This is a genomic window from Streptomyces sp. BL1, from assembly GCF_057628045.1.
In genome coordinates, this window is record NZ_JBXYWZ010000002.1 from 4475009 (window position 1) to 4494769 (window position 19761).

Consider the following 19761-nt stretch of genomic DNA (forward strand, 5'->3'; position numbering starts at 1 on the left):
GCCGGGAACGTATGGTCGATGACCATGCAGCAAGGATCTGTCCAGCAAGCTTCAGCGAACTCTTCCCGCCGTGGCCGCCGTTCCAGCACCATGGGCGGCATGCCTGTCAACGACATGCCCTGGTGGCGCTGGCGCTGCAACGTACGCTCCGCGCTGCACATGCTCTCCGACACCGCTTTCCAGCAGGACTGCTGGGCCGCGGGCCGGCAAGGCTACGGTGACGTGACCGACGCGGTCTACCGGCTGGTAGAGGACACCTGGCTGGACAACTGGTCCGCGGAGAAGTACGTCGGCACGATCTTCCGGGACTCCCAGGAGGCCGCGCTGGTCGACACCGCCGTGCTGCGCGTCCTGCGGATCATGCACCAGGTGGGAGCGGACGCGCCGGTCGGCTCGTACATGGAGCACCACGGCTGGCCCGAGGCGGTGCGCGCGGCACGTGACGCACATCTCCGGCTGGCCGCGAACGACGGCGACGACCCGGAGGAACGGCCGCAGTCGCTGGACGTCCTGGCGATCACGCTGCGCACCGTCTGACCGGTTGCACACCTGCTGCTGCGTACCTTCTGAGGGGATGTGCCAACCTTGTTGCCATGAGCCAGCAGCAGCACGGTGTAAACCCGGACATTTCTGATCAGTACGTCCTTACTCTCTCCTGTCCGGACAAGCAGGGCATCGTGCATGCCGTGTCGAGCTACCTCTTCATGACCGGCTGCAACATCGAGGACAGCCAGCAGTTCGGGGACCACGACACCGGGCTCTTCTTCATGCGCGTCCACTTCTCCGCCGGCGAGCCCGTCTCGCTGGAGAAGCTGCGCGCGAGCTTCGCCGCCGTCGGCGACTCGTTCCGGATGGACTGGGCGATCCACCGGGGCGGGGAGCGGATGCGGATCGTGCTGATGGTGAGCAAGTTCGGGCACTGCCTGAACGACCTGCTCTTCCGCTCCCGTATCGGCGCGCTGCCCGTGGAGATCGCCGCGGTGGTCTCGAACCACACGGACTTCGCCGAGCTCACCGCCTCGTACGACATCCCCTTCCACCACATTCCGGTGACGAAGGACACGAAGGCGGACGCGGAGGCCGAGCTGCTGCGGCTCGTCCGCGAACTCGACGTCGAACTGGTCGTGCTGGCCCGCTACATGCAGGTCCTCTCGGACAATCTGTGCAAGCAGCTGTCCGGCCGCATCATCAACATCCACCACTCCTTCCTGCCGAGCTTCAAGGGCGCCAGGCCGTACCACCAGGCGCACGCCCGCGGTGTGAAGCTGATCGGCGCCACGGCGCACTACGTGACGGCCGACCTGGACGAGGGCCCGATCATCGAGCAGGAAGTGGAGCGCGTCGGCCACGAGGTCACCCCCGAACAGCTGGTGGCCGTGGGACGCGACGTGGAGTGCCAGGCGCTGGCCCGCGCCGTGAAGTGGCACAGCGAACACCGCGTCCTGCTGAACGGCCACCGCACGGTCGTCTTCGCGTAACGCACCGCGGGCCAGGGCTCCCTAGAGGCGCGACAGCGACGCCGCCGCGAACAGCACGTCCCGGATCGCCTCCCGGTCGCCGTCCTGTCCCGCCGCCGCTTCCTCCGGGGCGACGTGTCCCGCGGCCAGCTGGCAGAACTCCAGCCCGTCCAGCGCCACATGGGCCACCGGCTCCTGCGGTGAGGGCGCGGCGGCCGGCGAGTCCAGCGGGATGTACCAGTGGCCGCCGCCGCTGCCCTCGACCTCCAGGTGCAGCGTGCGTCCGGGGGCGCCCGCGGCGCCGAGCCGGCGCGCCGGGGGCGCGAGCCCCGCACGCCGGCGCCCGGCTATGGTCCCCGGCAACAGCCGGGCCGCCAGGTCCACCATGCGGTTCAGGTGCTCGCCCGTGGGCAGTTCGTACGGATAGTCGACGGCGTCCGCGATGTCCCCGGCGTGCACCCAGCACTCGAAAGCCCGGTCCAGGAACGCGTCCCGCAGCGGCAGCGTGAAGTCGCCGTACGACACGTCGAGTCCTGCGGACTGGCTGCCGGCGAACGACACCGTGCGCACCATGGTGTGCCCCTGGTCACGCCAGGACTCGCGCAGCGCGGCGGGGCGCCGGTCCGCGAGCGGGGAGTGCCAGTAGGCCTCCGTACGCGGCGTGGGCGCGGCCGCAGCGGCGGCCGGCTGCGCGGGTGCCGTGCCGAGCGGGTCGGGCAGGCCCAGCGACGTGGCCACCAGCCCGTCCACCGCCATCAGATGACCTATGACGCCGGCCACGGTGGTGTCCCGCGCCGCCTCCTCCGCGCCGTCGAACCAGCGCAGCCGCACCGGCGCGCGCCACTCGTCGTCCGCCATGTCCCGCAGCAGCGCGTCGAGTCGGGCGGTCTCCGCGTCGTACGGCGCCACCCACTCCGGCATGGGTATCCGCGCGGGACGGCGGACCAGACAGCCCTCCAGCACCCGCGACCGCAGCAGGGGATCGAGGTCCAGGCTGTCCTCGGGATGCAGCAGCCCCACGGCGTCGCGCAGCCGCAACGCCTCCTCGGCGCACGCCGCGCAGTCGGTCAGATGGACCTCGACGGCGGAGGTCTCCTCCGGGGAACACGCCGCCAACGCCCAGGCGCCGAGCAGCGACTTGAGCACGTTGTGGTCCAACTCGCCCGCCGTACGCCCTCCTCCGCCGCTTCCGCCGGGAGCGGAGCCGGGACCCTGGTCCGCGCCCTGCCCGCCCTGCCCGCCCTGCCCGCTCTGCCCGCCCGGCTCGCGCGGGCCGCTCCCGGTCCTGCCGCGCTGCCCGGGCACTTCGGGCTCCGGGCCGGTGCCGGGCCTAGATGATCCGGGCCCCGTACCGGGCTCGGGGGCGGGGAGTCCCGGCGTACCGCCGTGTGTCAGGTCACCGTCCGCGGCGTCGTCGGCGGCGGTGCGCGGCGGCGGTATACGCGGCGGCTGCGCCGCGCCGTTGCCCTGCCCGCCGCCGTGTCCGCCGGTGCCCTCGGGCTCCTGCGGTTCCTGGTCGTGCGGCCCCTGCGGCCCGTTCACGGCTTCCGCCCGAGTCCGCGCGGCTGCGCCGGCATCGGCCGTGTCATCGCGGACGACAGCAACTGCAGGCCGAGGCGCAGCCTGCGCCGCGCCTCGTCCTCCGTGACCCCCAACTGCCGGGCGGTCTGGCGGTAGTCGTGGCGTTCAAAGTAGGCGAGCTCCAGCGCGGCGCGCAGCGAGGCGGGCATGGACGTCACGATGTAGTCGGCACGGGCGGCCGTCGACGCGGCGCGCACCTTCTCCTCGATCTGCTCGAACCGTTCGGCGGACTGCGGCCCTTCGTCACGGTGCTGCTGCCGCAGCCTTCCCGCCGCCTGCCGCTGGGTGATGCCTGCGATCCAGGAGCGCAGCGGGCCCTCCTTGGGGTCGTACGTCTCCGGGTTCTCCCATATGTACGTGAAGACGTCACGGGTGGTCTGGTCGGCGGCGGACTCGTCGTCGAGCACCCGGTGGGCCAGGCTGTGCACGAGGGAGGCGAACCGGTCGTACAGCTCGCCGAGCGCCGCGGCCTCGCCCCGCGCGAGCCTCTGCTGCATCTTCCGGTCCCAGCGCGGTGGTGTGTCATTCGCCATAACGGCTCCCCAGCCCGAACGTACCGCCCTCGTCACATACGCCCAACACCACGAATGTAGTGCGGGAGGCTGACAACGCACGCCCCTTTGCGGCAATGTGCGCCCCGGAGTGATCGCTTATGGTACCGATCACGTCACGTCCCGCAGGCGCGCATTCCGGCCAGGAATGCTGTCACCGGCCCGGCAGCCTCCGGGGGAGCATCCTGAGGCAACCAGCGACCCACCGCATAGGGTCTTGTGCAGCGGGGCCAGTTTTGACCGCGACCGGCCGGGCAGCCGAGTCGGGAAGCGAACAGCCGAGGACACGGGGCGCCCGCAACCGAAGGGGAATCGAGACAGTGTCGTTGAAGGTGTTGGAGGAGGAGCGGGGTGAGTGGGCCGTCCTGCGCGTTTCCGGGGAACTCGACCTGGTCACGTCGCCGGCCGTACGGCAGCACGTCCACGACGCGGTGGCCGAGGGGCGCCGCAGTCTGGTGCTGGACCTCTCCGAGGTGCTCTTCTGCGACTCGAGCGGAGTGGGTGTCCTGATCGCGTCGCGCCGGCTGATGCGCTCTTGCGCGGGCAGCCTGCGGCTGATCCTGCCCGCTCAGGGCGCCGTTGACGGTTCGCATGTGAACCGTGTGCTGGCGGCCCTCGGTGTGCGCAGGCTCTTCGACTGTTACCCGGACCTCACGGCGGCCACCGGCGGCCGGGACGCCGCGGCGGGCCCGCTCTCCGCCTGAGAGCCGCACGCCTCCGGTTGCCCGCCTCCGAGCGTTCGCTTCAGTCCGCTGTGCGTGCTTCCCCGTGGTCCCTGCTCATCCGCGTTCGCTGAAGCGTTCCCGCAGCCGGTACTTGAGCACCTTCCGCAGGGCCTCGTTGCGCGGCAGCGCGTCCACCACCTCCAGCCGCTCCGGCAGTTTGTGCACGGACAGCCCTTCGCCGCGCAGATACGCCGTGACCCCGTCCAGGGTGAGCGGCGCCGCCCCTTCCGGCTGTTCCACCACCGCGCAGACCAGTTCCCCGCGCTCCTTGTCGGGCAGTCCGACCACCGCCGCGTCGCCCACCGCGGGGTGCTCGTACAGCAGCTGCTCTATCTCCTTGGCCGAAATGTTCTCGCCCTTGCGGATGATGATGTCCTTCGTGCGCGCGGTGAGCACCAGATGGCCTTCCGCGGTGAGGTGTCCCAGGTCACCGGTGCGCAGGAAGCCCTCGTCGTCGAAGGCCTCGGCGGTCTGCCGCGGGTTCAGATAGCCCTGGCAGACGGCCTCGCCGCGCAGCCGTACGTCGCCGTCGGCCCCGGCCGGCAGCGGTTTGCCCTCGTCGTCCGTGATGCGGATCTCCATGGTGGCGGGTGGGCGGCCCTCCGTCGTCGCCAGCAGGTGAGGGGAGTCCCCGGGATCGCCCATCGTGATCATCGGGGCCTCGGTCATGCCGTATCCGTGCGTGAGTTGGCAGCCCAGTTCGGCGACGACCTCGTGGTACAGCTCGGGCGGTTTGGGCGCGCCGCCGCCGGCCAGCAGTCGCAGGGTGGGTATGAGCCGCTGTCCGGACGGCAGTTTGCGCTGTTCCGTCAGGAACATGGAGTAGAACGCGGTGGAACCGCCCGCGGTCGTTACGCCGTTGCGCCGGTACGCGTCCAGTGCCCGAGGCAGTGCGAACTTCTCGAAGAGCACCGCAGGGAAGCCGTACAGCAGCAGCATCACCAGATAGTCGGGGCCGCCGATGTGCGCGTACGGGAAGGCGACCGAACCGATGTCGTCCGTACGGAGGCGCAGCGCGTGTGCCAGACAGGAGCCGCCCGCGATGAGGCTGCGGTCGGTGTGCAGCACGCCGCGCGGGTCGGACGTGGTGCCGGAGGTCCAGTAGACCCAGCGAACGATCGTGCCGTCGGACGGTTCGCCGGGAAGCGTCGCGGGGTCGCCGTCCGGCAGCGTGTCGTACGCGGTCAGCTGCCGTACGGGCTGCGGGAGTTGCTGTGCGGCCCGGTGTCCCATGGCGGCGTAGTCGAACCCCCGCCATGTGCCGGGGTGGACGTACCACTGCGCGCCCGTGGAGCGCAGGGCGAGGGCCACTTCGCGGTCCCGGTAGAAGGGGATGACGGGGGTCTGCACGGCGCCCAGCCGGGACAGGGCGAGTGACAGTACGACCGTCTCGATGCGGGTGGGCAGTTGCCAGGCGACGGTGTCACCGGGACGCACGCCGAGTGCGTACAGTCCTGCCGCCGTGCGCGCCGTCCGGGAGTGCAGCTGTCCGAAGGTGATGCGGCGGTCGTGCCCTTCGGCCCCCTCGTCCGCCTGGACGAGTACGGGTGCGTCCGGGGTCAGTCCGGCGCGGCGGGTGAGCAGCTCCCACAGAGTGCCCGAGGCGCCGAGGGTGTGTGCGGTACCGGTCATGCCGTCCTCCCGCGGTCAACTGACGCTCCGTCAGGTTTCCGGGAAGCGTAGGCGGCCATGCCTTGTCGGTCCAGAGGAGGCGGGGCTAGCCTGTTTTTCTGACGGGTCATCAGATATCGGTGAGGGGACCGCTGTGACGGAACTGCCGCGCATCATCAGCGTCGACGACCATGTGATCGAGCCCGCGCACCTCTTCTCCACCTGGCTCCCGGCCAAGTACCGGGAGCGCGGCCCGCAGCCGCTCACCACCGGTATCGGTGAGCTGGAGTACACGGGCGGCAAGTACCGGATCAGCATGGATCCGGAAGGGCCGCTCGCGGACTGGTGGGTCTATGAGGACCTCAAGTTCCCGTACAAGCGGAACATCGCCGCCGTCGGCTTCGACCGGGACGACATGACGCTGGAGGGCATCACCCGCGAGGAGATGCGGCGCGGCTGCTGGGACCCCGCCGAGCGTCTGAAGGACATGGATCTCAACCACGTGGAGGCCTCGCTGTGCTTCCCGACCTTCCCGCGGTTCTGCGGGCAGACCTTCGCCGAGGCACACGACAAGGAGGTCGCCCTCGCCTGCGTACGGGCCTACAACGACTGGATGGTCGACGAATGGTGCGGCGACAGCGGAGGACGGCTCATCCCGCTGTGCATCATCCCCCTGTGGGACGTCGAACTCGCCGTCGCCGAGATCCGGCGCAACGCCCAACGGGGCGTGCGCGCCGTGACGTTCAGCGAGATCCCCACCCACCTCGGGCTGCCCAGCATCCACACCGGGTACTGGGATCCGTTCTTCGCCGTGTGCGAGGAGACCGGGACCGTGGTCAACATGCACATCGGTTCGTCTTCGCAGATGCCCGCCGCCTCCCCGGACGCACCGCCCGCCGTACAGGCCTCGCTGTCCTTCAACAACGCCATGGCGTCGATGATGGACTTCCTCTTCAGCGGCGTCCTCGTGAAGTTCCCGCGCCTCAAACTGGCCTACAGCGAGGGCCAGATGGGCTGGGTGCCGTACGCGCTGGAGCGCGCCGACGACGTGTGGGAGGAGCACCGCGCCTGGGGCGGAGTGCGCGACCTGATCCCCGAACCGCCGTCCACGTACTACTACCGGCAGATGTTCTGCTGCTTCTTCCGCGACAAGCACGGCGTCGCCTCCCTCGACACCGTCGGCCGCGACAACGCCACCTTCGAGACCGACTATCCGCACGTCGACTCGACCTTCCCGCACACCAGGGAGGTCGCCCTGGACCACATGAAGGGGCTCGACGACGAGACCGTGTACAAGCTGATGCGCGGCAACGCCATCCGCATGCTCGGCCTGGACCTGGTCTGAGGGGGTCCGGTGGACCTGGGGTGGACGGCACAGGAGGAGCAGTTCAGAGGGGAGTTGCGCGCATGGCTGGAGAAGGTGCTGCCGGGGCTGCCGCCGCAGCCGGACCCGCGGGACTGGCCGGCCCGCAGGGCGTACGACATGGGCTGGCAGCGGATGCTGTACGACGCCGGGTACGCCGGACTGCACTGGCCCGCCGACGCGGGCGGTCAAGGGGCCACCCCCACCCAGCACTTGATCTTCCTGGAGGAGACCGAACGGGCCGGTGCGCCCTACGTCGGCGCCGGCTTCGTCGGACTGCTGCACGCGGGACCGACCGTCGCGGCCGAGGGCACAGCGCGGCAGCGCGCACGCTGGCTGCCGCCCGTCCTGCGCGGCGAGGAGGTCTGGTGCCAGGGCTTCAGCGAACCTGACGCCGGCTCCGACCTGGCGGCACTGCGCACCCGCGCCGTACGGGACGGCGACGACTACGTCGTCAACGGGTCGAAGATCTGGACCTCGCACGCCGAAGTGGCCGACTGGTGCGAACTCCTCGTCCGTACGGACCCCGACGCGCCCAAGCACAAGGGCATCACCTGGCTGGCGCTCCCCATGGACGCGCCCGGCGTCACAGTCCGGCCGCTGCGCACACTGGCCGGCACCACGGAGTTCGCCGAGGTGTTCCTGGACGACGTGCGCGTCCCCGTGGCCAACAGGGTGGGGGAGGAGAACGACGGCTGGCGGGTCACCATGGTGACCCTCTCCTTCGAACGGGGCACCGCCTTCGTCGGCGAAGTCGTCGCCTGCCGCCGCGTCCTGCGGCAGCTCGCACAGGAGGCCCGGCGCAACGGCACGTGGGACGACCCCGTACTGCGCCGCCGACTCGGGCGGCTGCACGCCGAGTTCACCGCACTGTGGCGGCTCACCCAGTGGAACGTCAGCGAGGCCGAGCACTCGCTGCGCCACGGCGGCGACGGGATACCGGGCGTGGGCGGCTCGGTGTTCAAACTGCGCTACTCGCACGCACGCCAGCAGCTGTACGACACGGCAGCCGACGTACTGGGGTCCGCCGGCGCGCTCGACAGGGACGCGGAATGGACAGCCGCACGGCTCTCCTCCCTCTCGTACACCATCGCCGCGGGCACCTCGCAGATCCAGCGCAACATCGTCGCGGAGCGCCTCCTCGGCCTCCCGAAAGGGCGGTGAGGGACATGGACTTCCGGATCACCGACGACCAGAAGGACCTGTGCCGCGGCATGCGCGCACTGCTGGAGGGGCGCTTCGGACGCGACGCGCTGCGCGCCGCCGTCGACAGGTCGGAGGGCGGCGGAACAGTCCTCGACCGCGCACTGTGGCGCGAACTCGGCGCGGCCGGACTGTTCGCGCTGCGGCTCCCCGAAGAGGGCGGCGGGGCGGGCCTCGGCCTGCCCGAGGCGGTGCTCCTCTTCGAAGAGGCGGGCCGCGCGCTGCTGCCCGGCCCCCTGGTCGCCACGCACCTCGCCGCCGGAACGGTCGCCGGTGCGGCCGACGGTGAAACAGTCGTCACCGCCGTCGACGCCGGGACGGTGGAATGGCTGGCCGAGGCCGATCACGTCTTCGGCGATCCCACGGGCGCCGCGCCGCTGCGCTCCGTCGACCCGCTGACACCCCTGCACCGCGTACCGGGCCCGCACACGGCACAACACCCGCTGCACACCGGCAGGGCCGCGCTGCTCACCGCCGCACTCCAACTCGGCAGCGCAGGACGGACGCTGGACATGGCCGTGGCGCACGCCCGGGAACGTGAACAGTTCGGCCGGCCCGTCGGTGCCTTCCAGGCGGTCAAGCACCTCTGCGCGGAGATGCTGGTCCGTACGGAGACCGCCCGCAGCGCGGTGTACGCGGCGGCCGTCACGGCGTTCCCGCACGCGGACTCCGCGGCCGGCCCGGAGCCCTCGGACACAGCGGAGCCCCTGAACGACGGTGCGGCCGGTGCGGCGGCCAAACTGCTGGCCGACGAGGCGGCCGTGGACAACGCGCGCGACTGTCTCCAGGTGCACGGCGGCATGGGCTTCACATGGGAGGCCGATGTCCATCTGCACCTCGAACGCGCCTGGGTGCGCGCTTCCCAGTGGCAGCGCGCGGCGGACGCGGAGGAGGAGCTCGCCGCGGCCCTCTGAGACCTGCGCCTGAAAGGCGATGTATGTCCGGAAGGCGAATCTTGCCCGGGACGCGCAATCACCCTGCGTCGATATCGGGTTGTGTCCTGGATGAGACCGGCTGCGGCCGGGGACGGCCATTTCGCTCCGGTACGCTCCCTCGGGTGCGAGTGGTTCCAGGACACGACAGTCGCGGCGCAGGCGCCTGATGCGCCGCTGTTCGAGCGCACCTGGAAGGCGTCGCACAGTATGCAGTACGACTACTCCGTTGCGCCGGAATATGCCTGAAGCGCTTGTTGCACTGACTATGCGTCACCCATGCTGTCTCGTGTCGGAGTCACGCAACGTGACTTCGGCGGTACGCGAGTCCGTGTCACTGATGACTCGGGTGTATCCGCCGATTCGGGTGGTGTGAGCGGTGCAGGAGCTTCAGGTGCAGTTGGAGATCGGAACCGATCCGCTGGAGGTGGGGCGGGCGCGCCGATGGGCGCGTTCGCGGCTGGCCGGTGCGGGGGTGGGCGCCGAGGGGCAGCTGGGCGAGACGCTCGTCCTGCTGATCTCCGAGCTGGTCACCAACGCCGTGGTGCACACCGGCTGTCCGGCGGTGCTGCGGATGCTGCTCCCCGTCCCGCAAGCTCCCGGGTCCGTGCGGGTCGAGGTCGCCGACGCCAGCAGCCGCCCCCCGAGCCGGCGCAGGGCCGAGGGCGACGACACCAACGGGCGAGGTCTCGAACTCGTCTCCGTGCTCGCCGACCGCTGGGGCTGGCAGCGCGAGGGAAGCGGCAAGCTCATCTGGTGCGAACTGGACCGGGCCGAGGTGCGGGAGGGTGCCGAAAGCACCCCGGAAACGCAGCAGGCGGGCGCATATGCACCGTCATGCGCCGTGACAATTCGGGCATAACTCCCATAGTCCAGACCAGGTGTTGACGAGTCGTGTCTGTGTGATCACCCTTGGGTTGAGCGATTCGTCGTGAGGGGACGTCGAGGACTGTGTGGCGCACTGGGGGTGTGCCGCGTGATCCCCGGCGAGTGCGGGTCGCGTTCCGGCGCCGGCCTCCTTCAGGAGGCAGGGCCCGAGCGTCGGAGCGGGTGGCGGTCCGCTGTGCCGTGCTCGGGGTGCGCATCAGCGCACCGCCACCCGATGCCCTCCACGCCCCGAGCGGGGACTGCGCAGAAAAGGGGCGCGGGGAACGGCGCGAACAAGGGGCGCGGGGAACTGCGCAAACCCACAGCGGGAGCCGAGCCGCTCAACCCGGGCCCGGGGCAACGGCGATCAGGGGCGCGGGGAACTGCGCAAACCCACAGCGCGACGGGCAGCCGCCTGCCTCTCCCGGGGGCGGACGTGAAGCGGCGCATGCGCCGCACGGGCACGGGCGTCAGAGGACCGCGACAGGCGCCACAGGACTCCCCGTGCCGCCCGTGAACGGCTCCGGCGCCGCGCTCAGCAGAAAGCCGTAGCGCCCCTCCTCCGCACACGCCTGTGACAGCTCCTCCAGGTTCCAGTTCTGCCCCTGCAGCATGCCCATCTCGACGAGGTGCAGCGCGTGGACGCCCAGCCAGAGGTTCTCCACCTCCGGCGGGAAGATCTCGAAGGTGAGTGTGTCGGTGGCGACGGCCGCCACGTCGCGGCCGTGGAACCACTCGGGCGTACGCAGCGAGAGGCCCGGCGACGGATAGGCGTACGCGTCCTTCTCGCCGGCCAGCCACAGCGACAGCTGCCCGGTCCGTACGAGCACGATGTCGCCCGTGCCCACCCGTACGCCCGCCAACTCCTCTGCCGCCGCCAGGTCTTCGGGTGTCACCGCGTGGTCGCCCGGCAGCCGTTCCGTGCCGTGCGCCCGCGCCACGTCCAGCAGGACGCCCCGCGACAGCAGGGGGCCCGCCTTCTCGACGCCGCCGAACGCGGCGCCGCGGTGCGGCGTGATCGTGTCGGCACGGCGGCCGTTGTAGATCCGCCCGCCGTGTGACACGTGGCCGAGGCCGTCCCAGTGGGTGGCGGTCTGCAGGCTCATTGTCACCATGTCGTCGCTCGTCGCGACGGTGTCCGGGCCGAACATCTCCAGGTTGACGGACGTCATCGTGTGCAGCGGATTGATCCGCCCCGGAATCGCACCGGTCTGCACACCGTCCTGCCGCAGAGGCAGCGCCAGCGGGACGCGCCGGCCCGTACGTACGGTCGCGACGGCGGACCGAACGACCGCGTCGGTGACCAGATTCAGCGTGCCCAGCTCGTCGTCCTCGCCCCAGCGCCCCCAGTTGTTGACGCGTTTCGCGATGTCGTGGAACTCGGGCGGCAGCGGCATCAGGGCCTCCATGGCGTCCTGGTCCATGTAGGGGTCTTGTGTTCCCCCACCCGGTGCTCAAAAATCTAACGGTCCGTCAGAAACCGCGGGAAGGGGTGCGACGTGGGGAACTTCTTGGCCGGCAAGGTGGTCGCCGTCACCGGCGCGGGGCGCGGGATCGGCCGCGCCGTGGCGCTGGCCTGCGCGGCGGAGGGCGCGAAGGTCGTCGTCAACGACTACGGCGTCGCCATGGAGGGCGGCGAACCGGAGAGCGAGGTCGCCGAGACCGTGGTCAAGGAGATCGCGGAAGCGGGCGGCCAGGCGGTCGCCGTCGCGGACGACGTGTCCACGATGGAGGGCGGCCAGCGGATCGTGGACACCGCGCTGTCGGAGTTCGGACGGATCGACGGCGTCGTGTGCGTCGCCGGAATCCTGCGCGAACGCATGCTGTTCAACATGTCCGAAGAGGAGTGGGACCCCGTCGTCGCCACCCACCTGAAGGGCACCTTCACCGTCTTCCGGGCCGCCGGCGCGGTCATGCGGAAACAGCAGTCCGGCACGCTGATCGGCTTCACCAGCGGAAACCACCAGGGCTCCGTCGCACAGGCCAACTACGCGTCGGCGAAGGGCGGCATCATCTCCCTCGTCCGCAGCGCGGCACTGGGCCTCAACAAGTACGGCGTGACCGCCAACTGCGTGGCGCCCGTGGCCCGTACGCGGATGTCGGCCAACGTCCCCATGGAACTCAAGGAGATCGGCGAACCGGAGGACGTCGCCCCCCTGGTCGTCTACCTGCTCAGCGACCGCGCCCGCGAGGAGGACATCACCGGGCAGGTCTACACGGTGGCCGGCCCCAAGATCGCCGTGTGGGCCCAGCCGAGGGAGCTCCGCGCGGCGTACGGGGAGACCCCCTGGACCCCGGAACGCCTCGCGGACTTCCTCCCCGGAACGGTCGGCAAGGACCCGATGCCGCTGCTCGACAGCCTCCGCGAAATGGCCGCAGCAGCGACCGCCAAAACCCGCCCCAACGCGTGAAGCCGCGCCGCGGTGTGGGCAGCTGGTCCGCCCTTGGGGCGGAGGGGGCACCTCCCAGCGGTAGCTGGGGGAGGGTGGGCACACCGGACCGCAAGCCGCGAGACCACGCCCCGCCCACGCCCCCGCCCGCGCCCTCCGCGCGGCGCCCGGGGCGGAGCCCCGCTCCTCCCGCGCTCCGCGCGGTGGGGCCCGGGTCGGAGCCCCGTTCTTTCCGCGCTCCGCGCGGTGGGGCCCGGGTCGGAGCCCCGCTTCTTCCGCGCGGAGCGTGGTGGGGCCCGGGTCGGAGCCCCGCTTCTTCCGCGCGGAGCGTGGTGGGGCCCGGGTCGGAGCCCCGTTTCTTTCCGCGCGGAGCGTGGTGGGGCCCGGGTCGGAGCCCCGTTTCTTTCCGCGCGGAGCGTGGTGGGGCCCGGGTCGGAGCCCCGTTTCTTTCCGCGCGGAGCGTGGTGGGGCCCGGGTCGGAGCCCCGTTTCTTTCCGCGCGGAGCGCGGCTGGGGTCCGGGGCGGAGCCCTGGAAGAAATGGGAAGGGGCGGGTCCGGGGCTCAACCCCTCACCGCGGCGCGGTCGTTGCGTGCGTGGGGGACAAGCCTCGCGGGTGCGGTCCGGTGTGCCCGCCCGTCCCGCCCTCTGGGCGACCGCCGCCCACACCTCCACACGCCGATGATCACCTGACGAGGAGGAGACGTGGACTTCCACTTCGGCCCGGAGGACGACGCCTTCCGGCGCGAGGCCCGCACCTGGCTGCAGACGCAGGCGCAGACGCAGACGCAGGCGCACCCCCCGGATACGCACGACCCCCACGCGTGGGAGCGCGTACTCGGCGCCGCGGGATGGATCGGCATGGGCTGGCCCCGCACTCACGGCACCTACGGCAACCGCACCGCCACCCTCACCCAACAGGTCGTCTGGGCCGAGGAGTACGCCCGCTCCGGCGCCCCGCCCCGCGCGGGCCACATCGGCGAGAACCTGTTCGCGCCGACCCTCCTCGCACACGGCACGGAGGAGCAGCGGGCCCGGTTCCTGCCGCCCGTCGCACGCGGCGAGGAGTTCTGGTGCCAGGGCTACAGCGAACCCGGCGCCGGCTCGGACCTGGCGAACCTCCGTACGGCCGCGGCCCGTTCGGGCTCCCGGGACGGCGGCGTCTACCGGATCACCGGCCAGAAGATCTGGACGTCCCTCGCGCGGGACGCCGACTGGTGCTTCGCCCTCGTCCGTACGGAAGAGGGCTCGGCCCGCCACCGCGGCCTGTCCTTTCTGCTGGTGCCCATGGACCAGCCGGGCCGGATCGACGTACGGCCGATCCGGCAGATGGACGGGCGGGCCGAGTTCAACGAGGTGTTCTTCGACGGCGCGGAGGCACGCGCCGAGCACCGCGTGGGCGCGGAGGGGGAGGGCTGGAAGGTGGCCATGAGCCTGCTCGCCCTGGAACGCGGAGTGTCCACACTCGTGCAGCAGATCGGCTTCGCGGCCGAACTGGACGAGGCGGTCCGCACCGCCCTGCGCACAGGCGCGGCCGACCGTGACCCGGTGCTCCGCGAGCAGCTCGTGCGCGCCTGGGCCGAACTGCGCACCATGCGCTGGAACGCCCTGCGCACGCTGGGCGGTTCGACGGACGGCCGGGAGGGCGCGGAAGGCCGCGGACAGGGCGACCCGGGCGCGCCGAGCGTCGCCAAACTGCTGTGGGCGGGCTGGCATCAGCGGCTCGGAGAGCTTGCGATGCGCGTACGGGGCGCCACAGCGGCCCTCGGCCCGTACGACTGGACGCCGGAGTGCCCGTACGAACTGGACGCCGCACAGCGCCGGTTCCTCTTCTCGCGGGCCGACACGATCTACGGCGGCTCGGACGAGATCCAGCGCACCATCATCGCCCAGCGCGTGCTGGGCCTCCCCAAGGAGCCACGGGCATGACCAGCGGATCCACCCCCGGCGCAGGCACGCCGGCCAACAGCCCCCGCACGTACCGGAACTGGATAGACGGCGCCTGGCGCGAACCTGCCGCCGGGCACTATCCGGTCGTCAACCCGGCAACCGAGGAGACGGTCGGGCACGCCCCCGAGTCGGCGACGGCGGACGTGGACGCGGCCGTCCGCGCCGCGGAGAACGCACAGCGCGAATGGGCCGCCGCGGAACCACGCGAACGGGCCGCCGTGCTCGACCGGATCGCCGACGTCCTCACCGAACGCGGCCCGGAACTCGTACCCCTGCTCCAGGCCGAGACGGGCTCCACCCGCAAGGTCGCATCCGGCATGCAACTGCCCACGGCCGCCGACCGGTTCCGCCGGTACGCGCGGGGCGCGCTGGAGCCGTCGACCGTACCGCTGCCGCCGCAGCCCGTGGGGGCGAGCGCGCTGGCGCCCGGCGGTCTGATCGGCGCCGCCGCCGTACGCCGCCCGGTGGGCGTGGTCGGCTGCATCACCTCGTACAACTTCCCCGTCGTGAATCTGGCGGGGAAGGCCGCGCCCGCGCTCGCCATGGGCAACGCCGTGGTCTGCAAGCCCGCGCCGCAGGACCCGCTGAGCTGCCTGGAGCTGGGCCCGCTGCTGCGCGAGGCGGGGCTGCCCGACGGGCTCTACAACGTGGTCGCCGGATCCGGCGCGGCGGCGGGGGAGGCCCTCGTCGCACACCCGGCCGTCGACATGATCAGCTTCACCGGCTCCACCTCCGTGGGCAAACAGATCGCCGCGTCCGCGGGCCGCGGGATGAAGCGCACCCTCATGGAGCTCGGCGGCAAGGGCGCGGCGGTCATCCTGGACGGCGCGGACGAGCGCACGGTCAAGTCCGCGGTGGCGGCCGTCGCTTCGACCTGGGCCTTCCACAGCGGCCAGATCTGCACGGCGCCCACCCGGGTCCTGGTGCACCGCACGCTGCACGACGACGTCGTCACCGCACTCGCACAGTACGCGGCGGCACTGACAGTGGGGGATCCCGACGATCCGGCCACCGTGGTGGGCCCGTTGATCTCCGCGGCGCAGCGGGACCGTGTGGAGGCGTACGTCGCGGGCGCCCGCGCCCAGGGCGCGCGCGTCGCCGCCGGGGGCGAACGCCCGGACCTCAAGCCGGGGTTCTACGCCGCGCCCACCCTGCTGACCGGTGTCACCCCGGAGATGACCGTCGCGCAGGAGGAGATCTTCGGCCCCGTGGTCGTGGTGCTCCCCTTCGACGACGAGGACGAGGCCGTACGCATCGCCAACGGCACCCCGTACGGCCTGTCCGACTACGTGTTCAGCCCGGACGCGGGCCGCGCCTGGGCGTTCGCGGGCCGGCTGCGCAGCGGCAACATCGGCATCAACACGGTGCAGCGGAACCCCGAGACACCGTTCGGCGGCTTCAAGGAGTCCGGAGTGGGCCGCGACGGCGGGTCGTTCGGGCTGGAGGCGTACAGCGAACTCCAGTCGCTCGTCTGGCCGTCCTGAACCCTCGCGCCGAACGACGCGCAACACCCCGGCGACCCGCACCCGTTCGCCCCGTACCGCACCACCACAGCCCGGACAGAAGGAGTCGGTCTCATGCGCGGTGTCATCTTCGACGGGAAGCACGCCCGGCCGGCCGACGGCATCGAGGTGCGCGACCCGGAACCTGGCGAAGTGCTGGTCGGCATCCGGGCCGCGGGACTGTGCCACAGCGACCTGTCGGTCATCGACGGGACGATCCCCTTCCCCGTCCCCGTGGTGCTCGGCCACGAGGGCGCCGGCGTGGTGGAGGCCGTCGGCGAGGGCGTCGCCCATGTGGCACCCGGCGACCATGTCGCACTGTCCACGCTCGCCAACTGCGGTACCTGCGCGGAGTGCGACCGCGGCCGTCCCACCATGTGCCGGATGGCGATCGGCCGGCCCGGACGTCCCTTCAGCCGCGGCGGGGAACCGCTCTACAACTTCGCGTCCAATTCGGCCTTCGCCGAACGCACCGTCGTCAAGGCCGTGCAGGCGGTGCCCATCCCGGACAGCATCCCCTTCACCTCCGCCGCGCTCATCGGCTGCGGCGTCCTCACGGGCGTCGGGGCCGTGCTCAACAGGGCGAAGGTGGAACAGGGCGACACCGTCGTCGTCATCGGGACGGGCGGCATCGGCCTCAACGTGCTGCAGGGCGCACGCATCGCCGGCGCCTCGGTGATCGTCGCCGTCGACTCCAACCCGGCCAAGGAGGCACAGGCCCGCCGCTTCGGTGCCACCCACTTCGTCGACGCGTCGGCCGCGGGCGGCGTCGCGGAGACCGAGGCCGCCGTACGGGAGATCCTGCCGGACGGCGCGGCGCACACCTTCGAGTGCGTGGGCAGTACGCGGCTCGTCCGGCAGGCGGTCGACCTGCTCGACCGGCACGGCCAGGCCGTGCTGCTGGGCGTACCGCCCGCCGACGCGGAGGCGTCGTTCCTCGTGTCGTCCATGTACCTGGACAAGTCGATCCTGGGCTGCCGCTACGGTTCGTCCCGCCCGCAGCGCGACATCGCCCTGTACGCGGAGCTGTACCGGAGCGGCCGGCTGCTGCTCGACGAACTGGTCACCGAGGTCTATCCGGTCGAGGACTTCGAGAAGGCGGCGGCCGACGCGGAACACGGCCGGCTGGCACGCGGAGTGCTCACCTTCTGACCCGCGGACTTCACGCGGCGACGGTGTCCGTACGGGAGCCCTCTCCCGTACGGAAGGTGCGCCGGTACGCGCTCGGCGACACCCCCAGCGCCGACTGGAAGTGCACCCGCAGCGACGCCGCCGAGCCGAAGCCCGTCTCGGCGGCGATCCTGTCGACCGACAGGTCGCTGCATTCCAGCAAGTGCCGTACCCGTTCGACACGTTGACGTGTCAGCCACTGCTGCGGGCTCACGCCGGACTCCTCGCGGAACCGCCGCGTGAACGTCCGTACGCTCATCGACTCCCGGTCCGCCAGATCGCGCAGCGTCAACGGCCGGTGCAGATGCTCCAGGGCCCAGGCGCGGGCCGCGCCCGTGGAGGCGATGCCGGGCTCCGGCACGGGCCGCTCCACGAACTGCGCCTGCCCGCCCTCCCGGTGGGGCGGCACGACGGTGCGCCGGGCGACCGAATTGGCCACGGCGGAGCCGAAGTCGGAGCGCACCATGTGCAGACACAGGTCGATCCCGGAGGCGACACCCGCCGACGTGAGGATGCGGCCCTCCTCGGTGTAGAGCACGTCCGGCTCGAACTGCACGGCGGGGAACATCTTCTGGAACCGTTCACAGGACGCCCAGTGCGTCGTGGCCCGTTTGCCGTCCAGCAGTCCGGCCGCCGCCAGCACGTACGCGCCCGTGCAGATGGAGGCGATCCGCGCGTCCGGCCGGACGCGGGCGAGGGCGTCCGCCAGCGGACCGTCCAGCGTGCCGCTCTCCCACACGTCGTCGGCCTCGTGCGACGCCGGGACGATGACGGTGTCCGCCTCGTCCAGCGCCTCCGGGCCGTGCGACACGTTGACCGTGAAATCGGCATCCGTACGGACCGCTCCAGGGCCCTCCGGCGTACAGGTCAGCACCTCGTACAGCAGGGTGCCGTCCTCCTGTTTCGCACGGCCCAGCAGGCGGTGCGCGATGCCCAGTTCCATCGGCAGCATGCCGTGCCGGACGAGCACGGCGACACGGTGACGTCCTGGATGACGGTACGCAGCCATGGCCCGATCCTCGCACATGATGGCCTCCGGGCCACTCGTTCCGCGGGACCGCGGGCAGCAGGCTGAACGCCATGACCGAGACCACCAGACCCCCGGCCACCTCTCCTCCGCCGCCCGCCAGGGCGCCGCGCGTCCACCGTGCCTGGTGGGTGGCCGCGGTCTCGTTCATCGCGCTCGTCGGCGCGGCCGGATTCCGCGCCACCCCGAGCGTCTTCATCGACCCGCTGCACAAGGAGTTCGGCTGGTCGCACAGCACCATCTCCGGCGCCGTCTCCGTGAACGTGCTGCTGTACGGGCTCACTTCACCCTTCGCCGCCGCCCTCATGGACCGGTACGGCATCCGCCGCATCGTGTCGGGCGCCCTGATACTGATCGCCGCGGGCAGCGGCCTCACGGTGTTCATGGACGCCACCTGGCAGCTCATCCTGTGCTGGGGCTTCCTCGTCGGACTCGGCACCGGGTCCATGGCCCTCGCCTTCGCCGCGACCGTCACCAACCGCTGGTTCATCCAGCGCCGCGGCCTCGTCTCCGGCATCCTCACCGCGGGCGGCGCCGCGGGCCAGCTGGTGTTCCTGCCGCTGGTCGCCCTGCTCGTGGAGGGCCCCGGCTGGCGTGCCGCCTCCCTGACGGTCGCGTTCTGCGCGCTGGCCGTCGTCCCGCTCGTCCTCTTCGTGATGCGCGACCGCCCGGAGGACGCCGGACTGCTGCCGTACGGCGCGGGACCCGACTACGTCACCCCGCCGCGCCCCGGCCCCGGCGCCGCGGTGCGCACCCTCAAGACCCTTGCGTACGCGGCCCGTACGCGGACCTTCTGGCTGCTCGCCGGCACGTTCGCCGTGTGCGGCGCGACCACCAACGGGCTGGTCGGCGTGCACTTCGTACCGGCCGCGCACGACCACGGGATGCCCATGACGGCGGCCGCCTCGCTGCTCGCGGTCATCGGCATCTTCGACCTCATCGGCACGGTCGCGTCCGGCTGGCTCACCGACAGGGTCGACGCCCGCAGGCTGCTCGCCGTGTATTACGCGCTGCGCGGCGTCTCGCTGCTGTTCCTGCCGCTGCTGTTCGACAACAGCGTGCAGCCGTCCATGCTGTTCTTCATCATCTTCTACGGCCTCGACTGGGTCGCCACCGTGCCGCCCACCATCGCACTGTGCCGCGAACACTTCGGCGCGGACGGCGCCATCGTGTTCGGCTGGGTGCTCGCCTCCCACCAACTGGGCGCCGCCATCGTGTCGTTCCTCGCCGGCCTCGCCCGTGACACCTTCGGCACGTACGACGTGGCCTGGACCGCCTCCGGCGCGCTCTGCGCGACAGCGGCGCTCATGGCACTCGTCATCCGCAAACGACCCGCGCGCGGGGACAGCGAGAAGGCACCGGAGAGCGTCAAGCTGTGACGCGACTGGGCTGGACGGTGCTGCGGAGCTTGGTCGGACTGTGCTGCGGCAGCGC

Annotated in this window: 17 protein-coding genes; 12 read left to right on the top strand and 5 right to left on the bottom strand. The window is 71.5% G+C overall.

The window, feature by feature from the left end:
* Window positions 1-24: 24 nt before the first annotated feature.
* The gene (locus tag AC3AGO_RS19770; RefSeq protein ID WP_487821545.1) at window positions 25-537 is read left to right on the top strand and encodes an SCO4402 family protein; all 513 of its coding nucleotides are present in this window, start codon (window positions 25-27) and stop codon (window positions 535-537) included.
* Window positions 538-593: 56 nt separating this feature from the next.
* Window positions 594-1478, top strand: a complete 885-nt coding sequence (gene purU, locus AC3AGO_RS19775; protein WP_487821546.1) for a formyltetrahydrofolate deformylase — start codon at window positions 594-596, stop codon at window positions 1476-1478.
* Window positions 1479-1499: 21 nt separating this feature from the next.
* Here the strand turns inward: purU and AC3AGO_RS19780 are convergent, their stop codons facing one another.
* Complete coding sequence (locus AC3AGO_RS19780) at window positions 1500-2999, bottom strand: maleylpyruvate isomerase N-terminal domain-containing protein (protein ID WP_487821547.1); 1500 nt, start codon at window positions 2997-2999, stop codon at window positions 1500-1502.
* Complete coding sequence (locus AC3AGO_RS19785) at window positions 2996-3571, bottom strand: sigma-70 family RNA polymerase sigma factor (RefSeq protein ID WP_487821548.1); 576 nt, start codon at window positions 3569-3571, stop codon at window positions 2996-2998. Before AC3AGO_RS19785 ends, AC3AGO_RS19780 begins: the two co-directional genes overlap by 4 nt.
* Before the next feature lie 338 nt (window positions 3572-3909).
* On the opposite strand from AC3AGO_RS19785, the gene AC3AGO_RS19790 reads away from it, so the two are divergent.
* Window positions 3910-4293, top strand: a complete 384-nt coding sequence (locus AC3AGO_RS19790; protein WP_487821549.1) for an STAS domain-containing protein — start codon at window positions 3910-3912, stop codon at window positions 4291-4293.
* Window positions 4294-4368: 75 nt separating this feature from the next.
* Here the strand turns inward: AC3AGO_RS19790 and AC3AGO_RS19795 are convergent, their stop codons facing one another.
* The gene (locus AC3AGO_RS19795) at window positions 4369-5946 is read right to left on the bottom strand and encodes a class I adenylate-forming enzyme family protein (protein WP_487821550.1); all 1578 of its coding nucleotides are present in this window, start codon (window positions 5944-5946) and stop codon (window positions 4369-4371) included.
* 133 nt (window positions 5947-6079) lie between these two features.
* Between AC3AGO_RS19795 and AC3AGO_RS19800 the strand changes: the two genes are divergently transcribed.
* The 4 genes from AC3AGO_RS19800 to AC3AGO_RS19815 all read left to right on the top strand — a co-directional run bounded on the left by AC3AGO_RS19800 (window position 6080) and on the right by AC3AGO_RS19815 (window position 10285).
* Entirely contained in the window at window positions 6080-7270 is a 1191-nt protein-coding gene (locus AC3AGO_RS19800) for an amidohydrolase family protein (RefSeq protein WP_487821551.1), read from the top strand.
* Between the two features lie 9 nt (window positions 7271-7279).
* A complete protein-coding gene (locus tag AC3AGO_RS19805; RefSeq protein ID WP_487821552.1) occupies window positions 7280-8452 on the top strand; it encodes an acyl-CoA dehydrogenase in 1173 nt (390 codons plus the stop codon).
* A 5-nt stretch (window positions 8453-8457) separates the two neighbouring features.
* Window positions 8458-9405, top strand: a complete 948-nt coding sequence (locus AC3AGO_RS19810; protein WP_487821553.1) for an acyl-CoA dehydrogenase family protein — start codon at window positions 8458-8460, stop codon at window positions 9403-9405.
* Window positions 9406-9802: 397 nt separating this feature from the next.
* Window positions 9803-10285 (top strand): ATP-binding protein, encoded by a 483-nt coding sequence (locus AC3AGO_RS19815; RefSeq protein WP_487821554.1) that lies wholly within the window; start codon window positions 9803-9805, stop codon window positions 10283-10285.
* A 475-nt stretch (window positions 10286-10760) separates the two neighbouring features.
* Here the strand turns inward: AC3AGO_RS19815 and AC3AGO_RS19820 are convergent, their stop codons facing one another.
* A complete protein-coding gene (locus tag AC3AGO_RS19820; RefSeq protein WP_487824722.1) occupies window positions 10761-11687 on the bottom strand; it encodes a cyclase family protein in 927 nt (308 codons plus the stop codon).
* 102 nt (window positions 11688-11789) lie between these two features.
* On the opposite strand from AC3AGO_RS19820, the gene AC3AGO_RS19825 reads away from it, so the two are divergent.
* From AC3AGO_RS19825 to AC3AGO_RS19840, 4 genes are all read left to right on the top strand, one after another.
* Window positions 11790-12701, top strand: coding sequence for an SDR family oxidoreductase (locus AC3AGO_RS19825; RefSeq protein ID WP_487821555.1), 912 nt, complete (start codon window positions 11790-11792; stop codon window positions 12699-12701).
* Between the two features lie 682 nt (window positions 12702-13383).
* The gene (locus AC3AGO_RS19830) at window positions 13384-14607 is read left to right on the top strand and encodes an acyl-CoA dehydrogenase family protein (RefSeq protein ID WP_487821556.1); all 1224 of its coding nucleotides are present in this window, start codon (window positions 13384-13386) and stop codon (window positions 14605-14607) included.
* On the top strand, window positions 14604-16112 hold the full coding sequence (locus AC3AGO_RS19835) for an aldehyde dehydrogenase family protein (RefSeq protein ID WP_487821557.1): 1509 nt from the start codon (window positions 14604-14606) through the stop codon (window positions 16110-16112). The genes AC3AGO_RS19830 and AC3AGO_RS19835 overlap by 4 nt, the downstream gene beginning before the upstream one ends.
* A gap of 93 nt (window positions 16113-16205) precedes the next feature.
* Complete coding sequence (locus tag AC3AGO_RS19840) at window positions 16206-17282, top strand: Zn-dependent alcohol dehydrogenase (RefSeq protein ID WP_487821558.1); 1077 nt, start codon at window positions 16206-16208, stop codon at window positions 17280-17282.
* A gap of 10 nt (window positions 17283-17292) precedes the next feature.
* On the opposite strand, the gene AC3AGO_RS19845 is transcribed toward AC3AGO_RS19840, so the two are convergent.
* A complete protein-coding gene (locus AC3AGO_RS19845; protein ID WP_487821559.1) occupies window positions 17293-18309 on the bottom strand; it encodes a GlxA family transcriptional regulator in 1017 nt (338 codons plus the stop codon).
* A 71-nt stretch (window positions 18310-18380) separates the two neighbouring features.
* On the opposite strand from AC3AGO_RS19845, the gene AC3AGO_RS19850 reads away from it, so the two are divergent.
* Window positions 18381-19706, top strand: a complete 1326-nt coding sequence (locus tag AC3AGO_RS19850; protein WP_487821560.1) for an MFS transporter — start codon at window positions 18381-18383, stop codon at window positions 19704-19706.
* Window positions 19707-19761: the final 55 nt, after the last annotated feature.

What these genes read in the sequence shown, in the direction of transcription:
- AC3AGO_RS19770 (WP_487821545.1), top strand. Translation starts at nt 25, where the DNA reads ATGCAGCAAGGATCTGTCCAGCAAGCTTCAGCGAACTCTTCCCGCCGT.
- purU (WP_487821546.1), top strand. Translation starts at nt 594, where the DNA reads ATGAGCCAGCAGCAGCACGGTGTAAACCCGGACATTTCTGATCAGTAC.
- AC3AGO_RS19785 (WP_487821548.1), bottom strand. Translation starts at nt 3,571, where the DNA reads ATGGCGAATGACACACCACCGCGCTGGGACCGGAAGATGCAGCAGAGG.
- AC3AGO_RS19795 (WP_487821550.1), bottom strand. Translation starts at nt 5,946, where the DNA reads ATGACCGGTACCGCACACACCCTCGGCGCCTCGGGCACTCTGTGGGAG.
- AC3AGO_RS19810 (WP_487821553.1), top strand. Translation starts at nt 8,458, where the DNA reads ATGGACTTCCGGATCACCGACGACCAGAAGGACCTGTGCCGCGGCATG.
- AC3AGO_RS19820 (WP_487824722.1), bottom strand. Translation starts at nt 11,687, where the DNA reads ATGCCGCTGCCGCCCGAGTTCCACGACATCGCGAAACGCGTCAACAAC.
- AC3AGO_RS19835 (WP_487821557.1), top strand. Translation starts at nt 14,604, where the DNA reads ATGACCAGCGGATCCACCCCCGGCGCAGGCACGCCGGCCAACAGCCCC.
- AC3AGO_RS19840 (WP_487821558.1), top strand. Translation starts at nt 16,206, where the DNA reads ATGCGCGGTGTCATCTTCGACGGGAAGCACGCCCGGCCGGCCGACGGC.
- AC3AGO_RS19845 (WP_487821559.1), bottom strand. Translation starts at nt 18,309, where the DNA reads ATGGCTGCGTACCGTCATCCAGGACGTCACCGTGTCGCCGTGCTCGTC.
- AC3AGO_RS19850 (WP_487821560.1), top strand. Translation starts at nt 18,381, where the DNA reads ATGACCGAGACCACCAGACCCCCGGCCACCTCTCCTCCGCCGCCCGCC.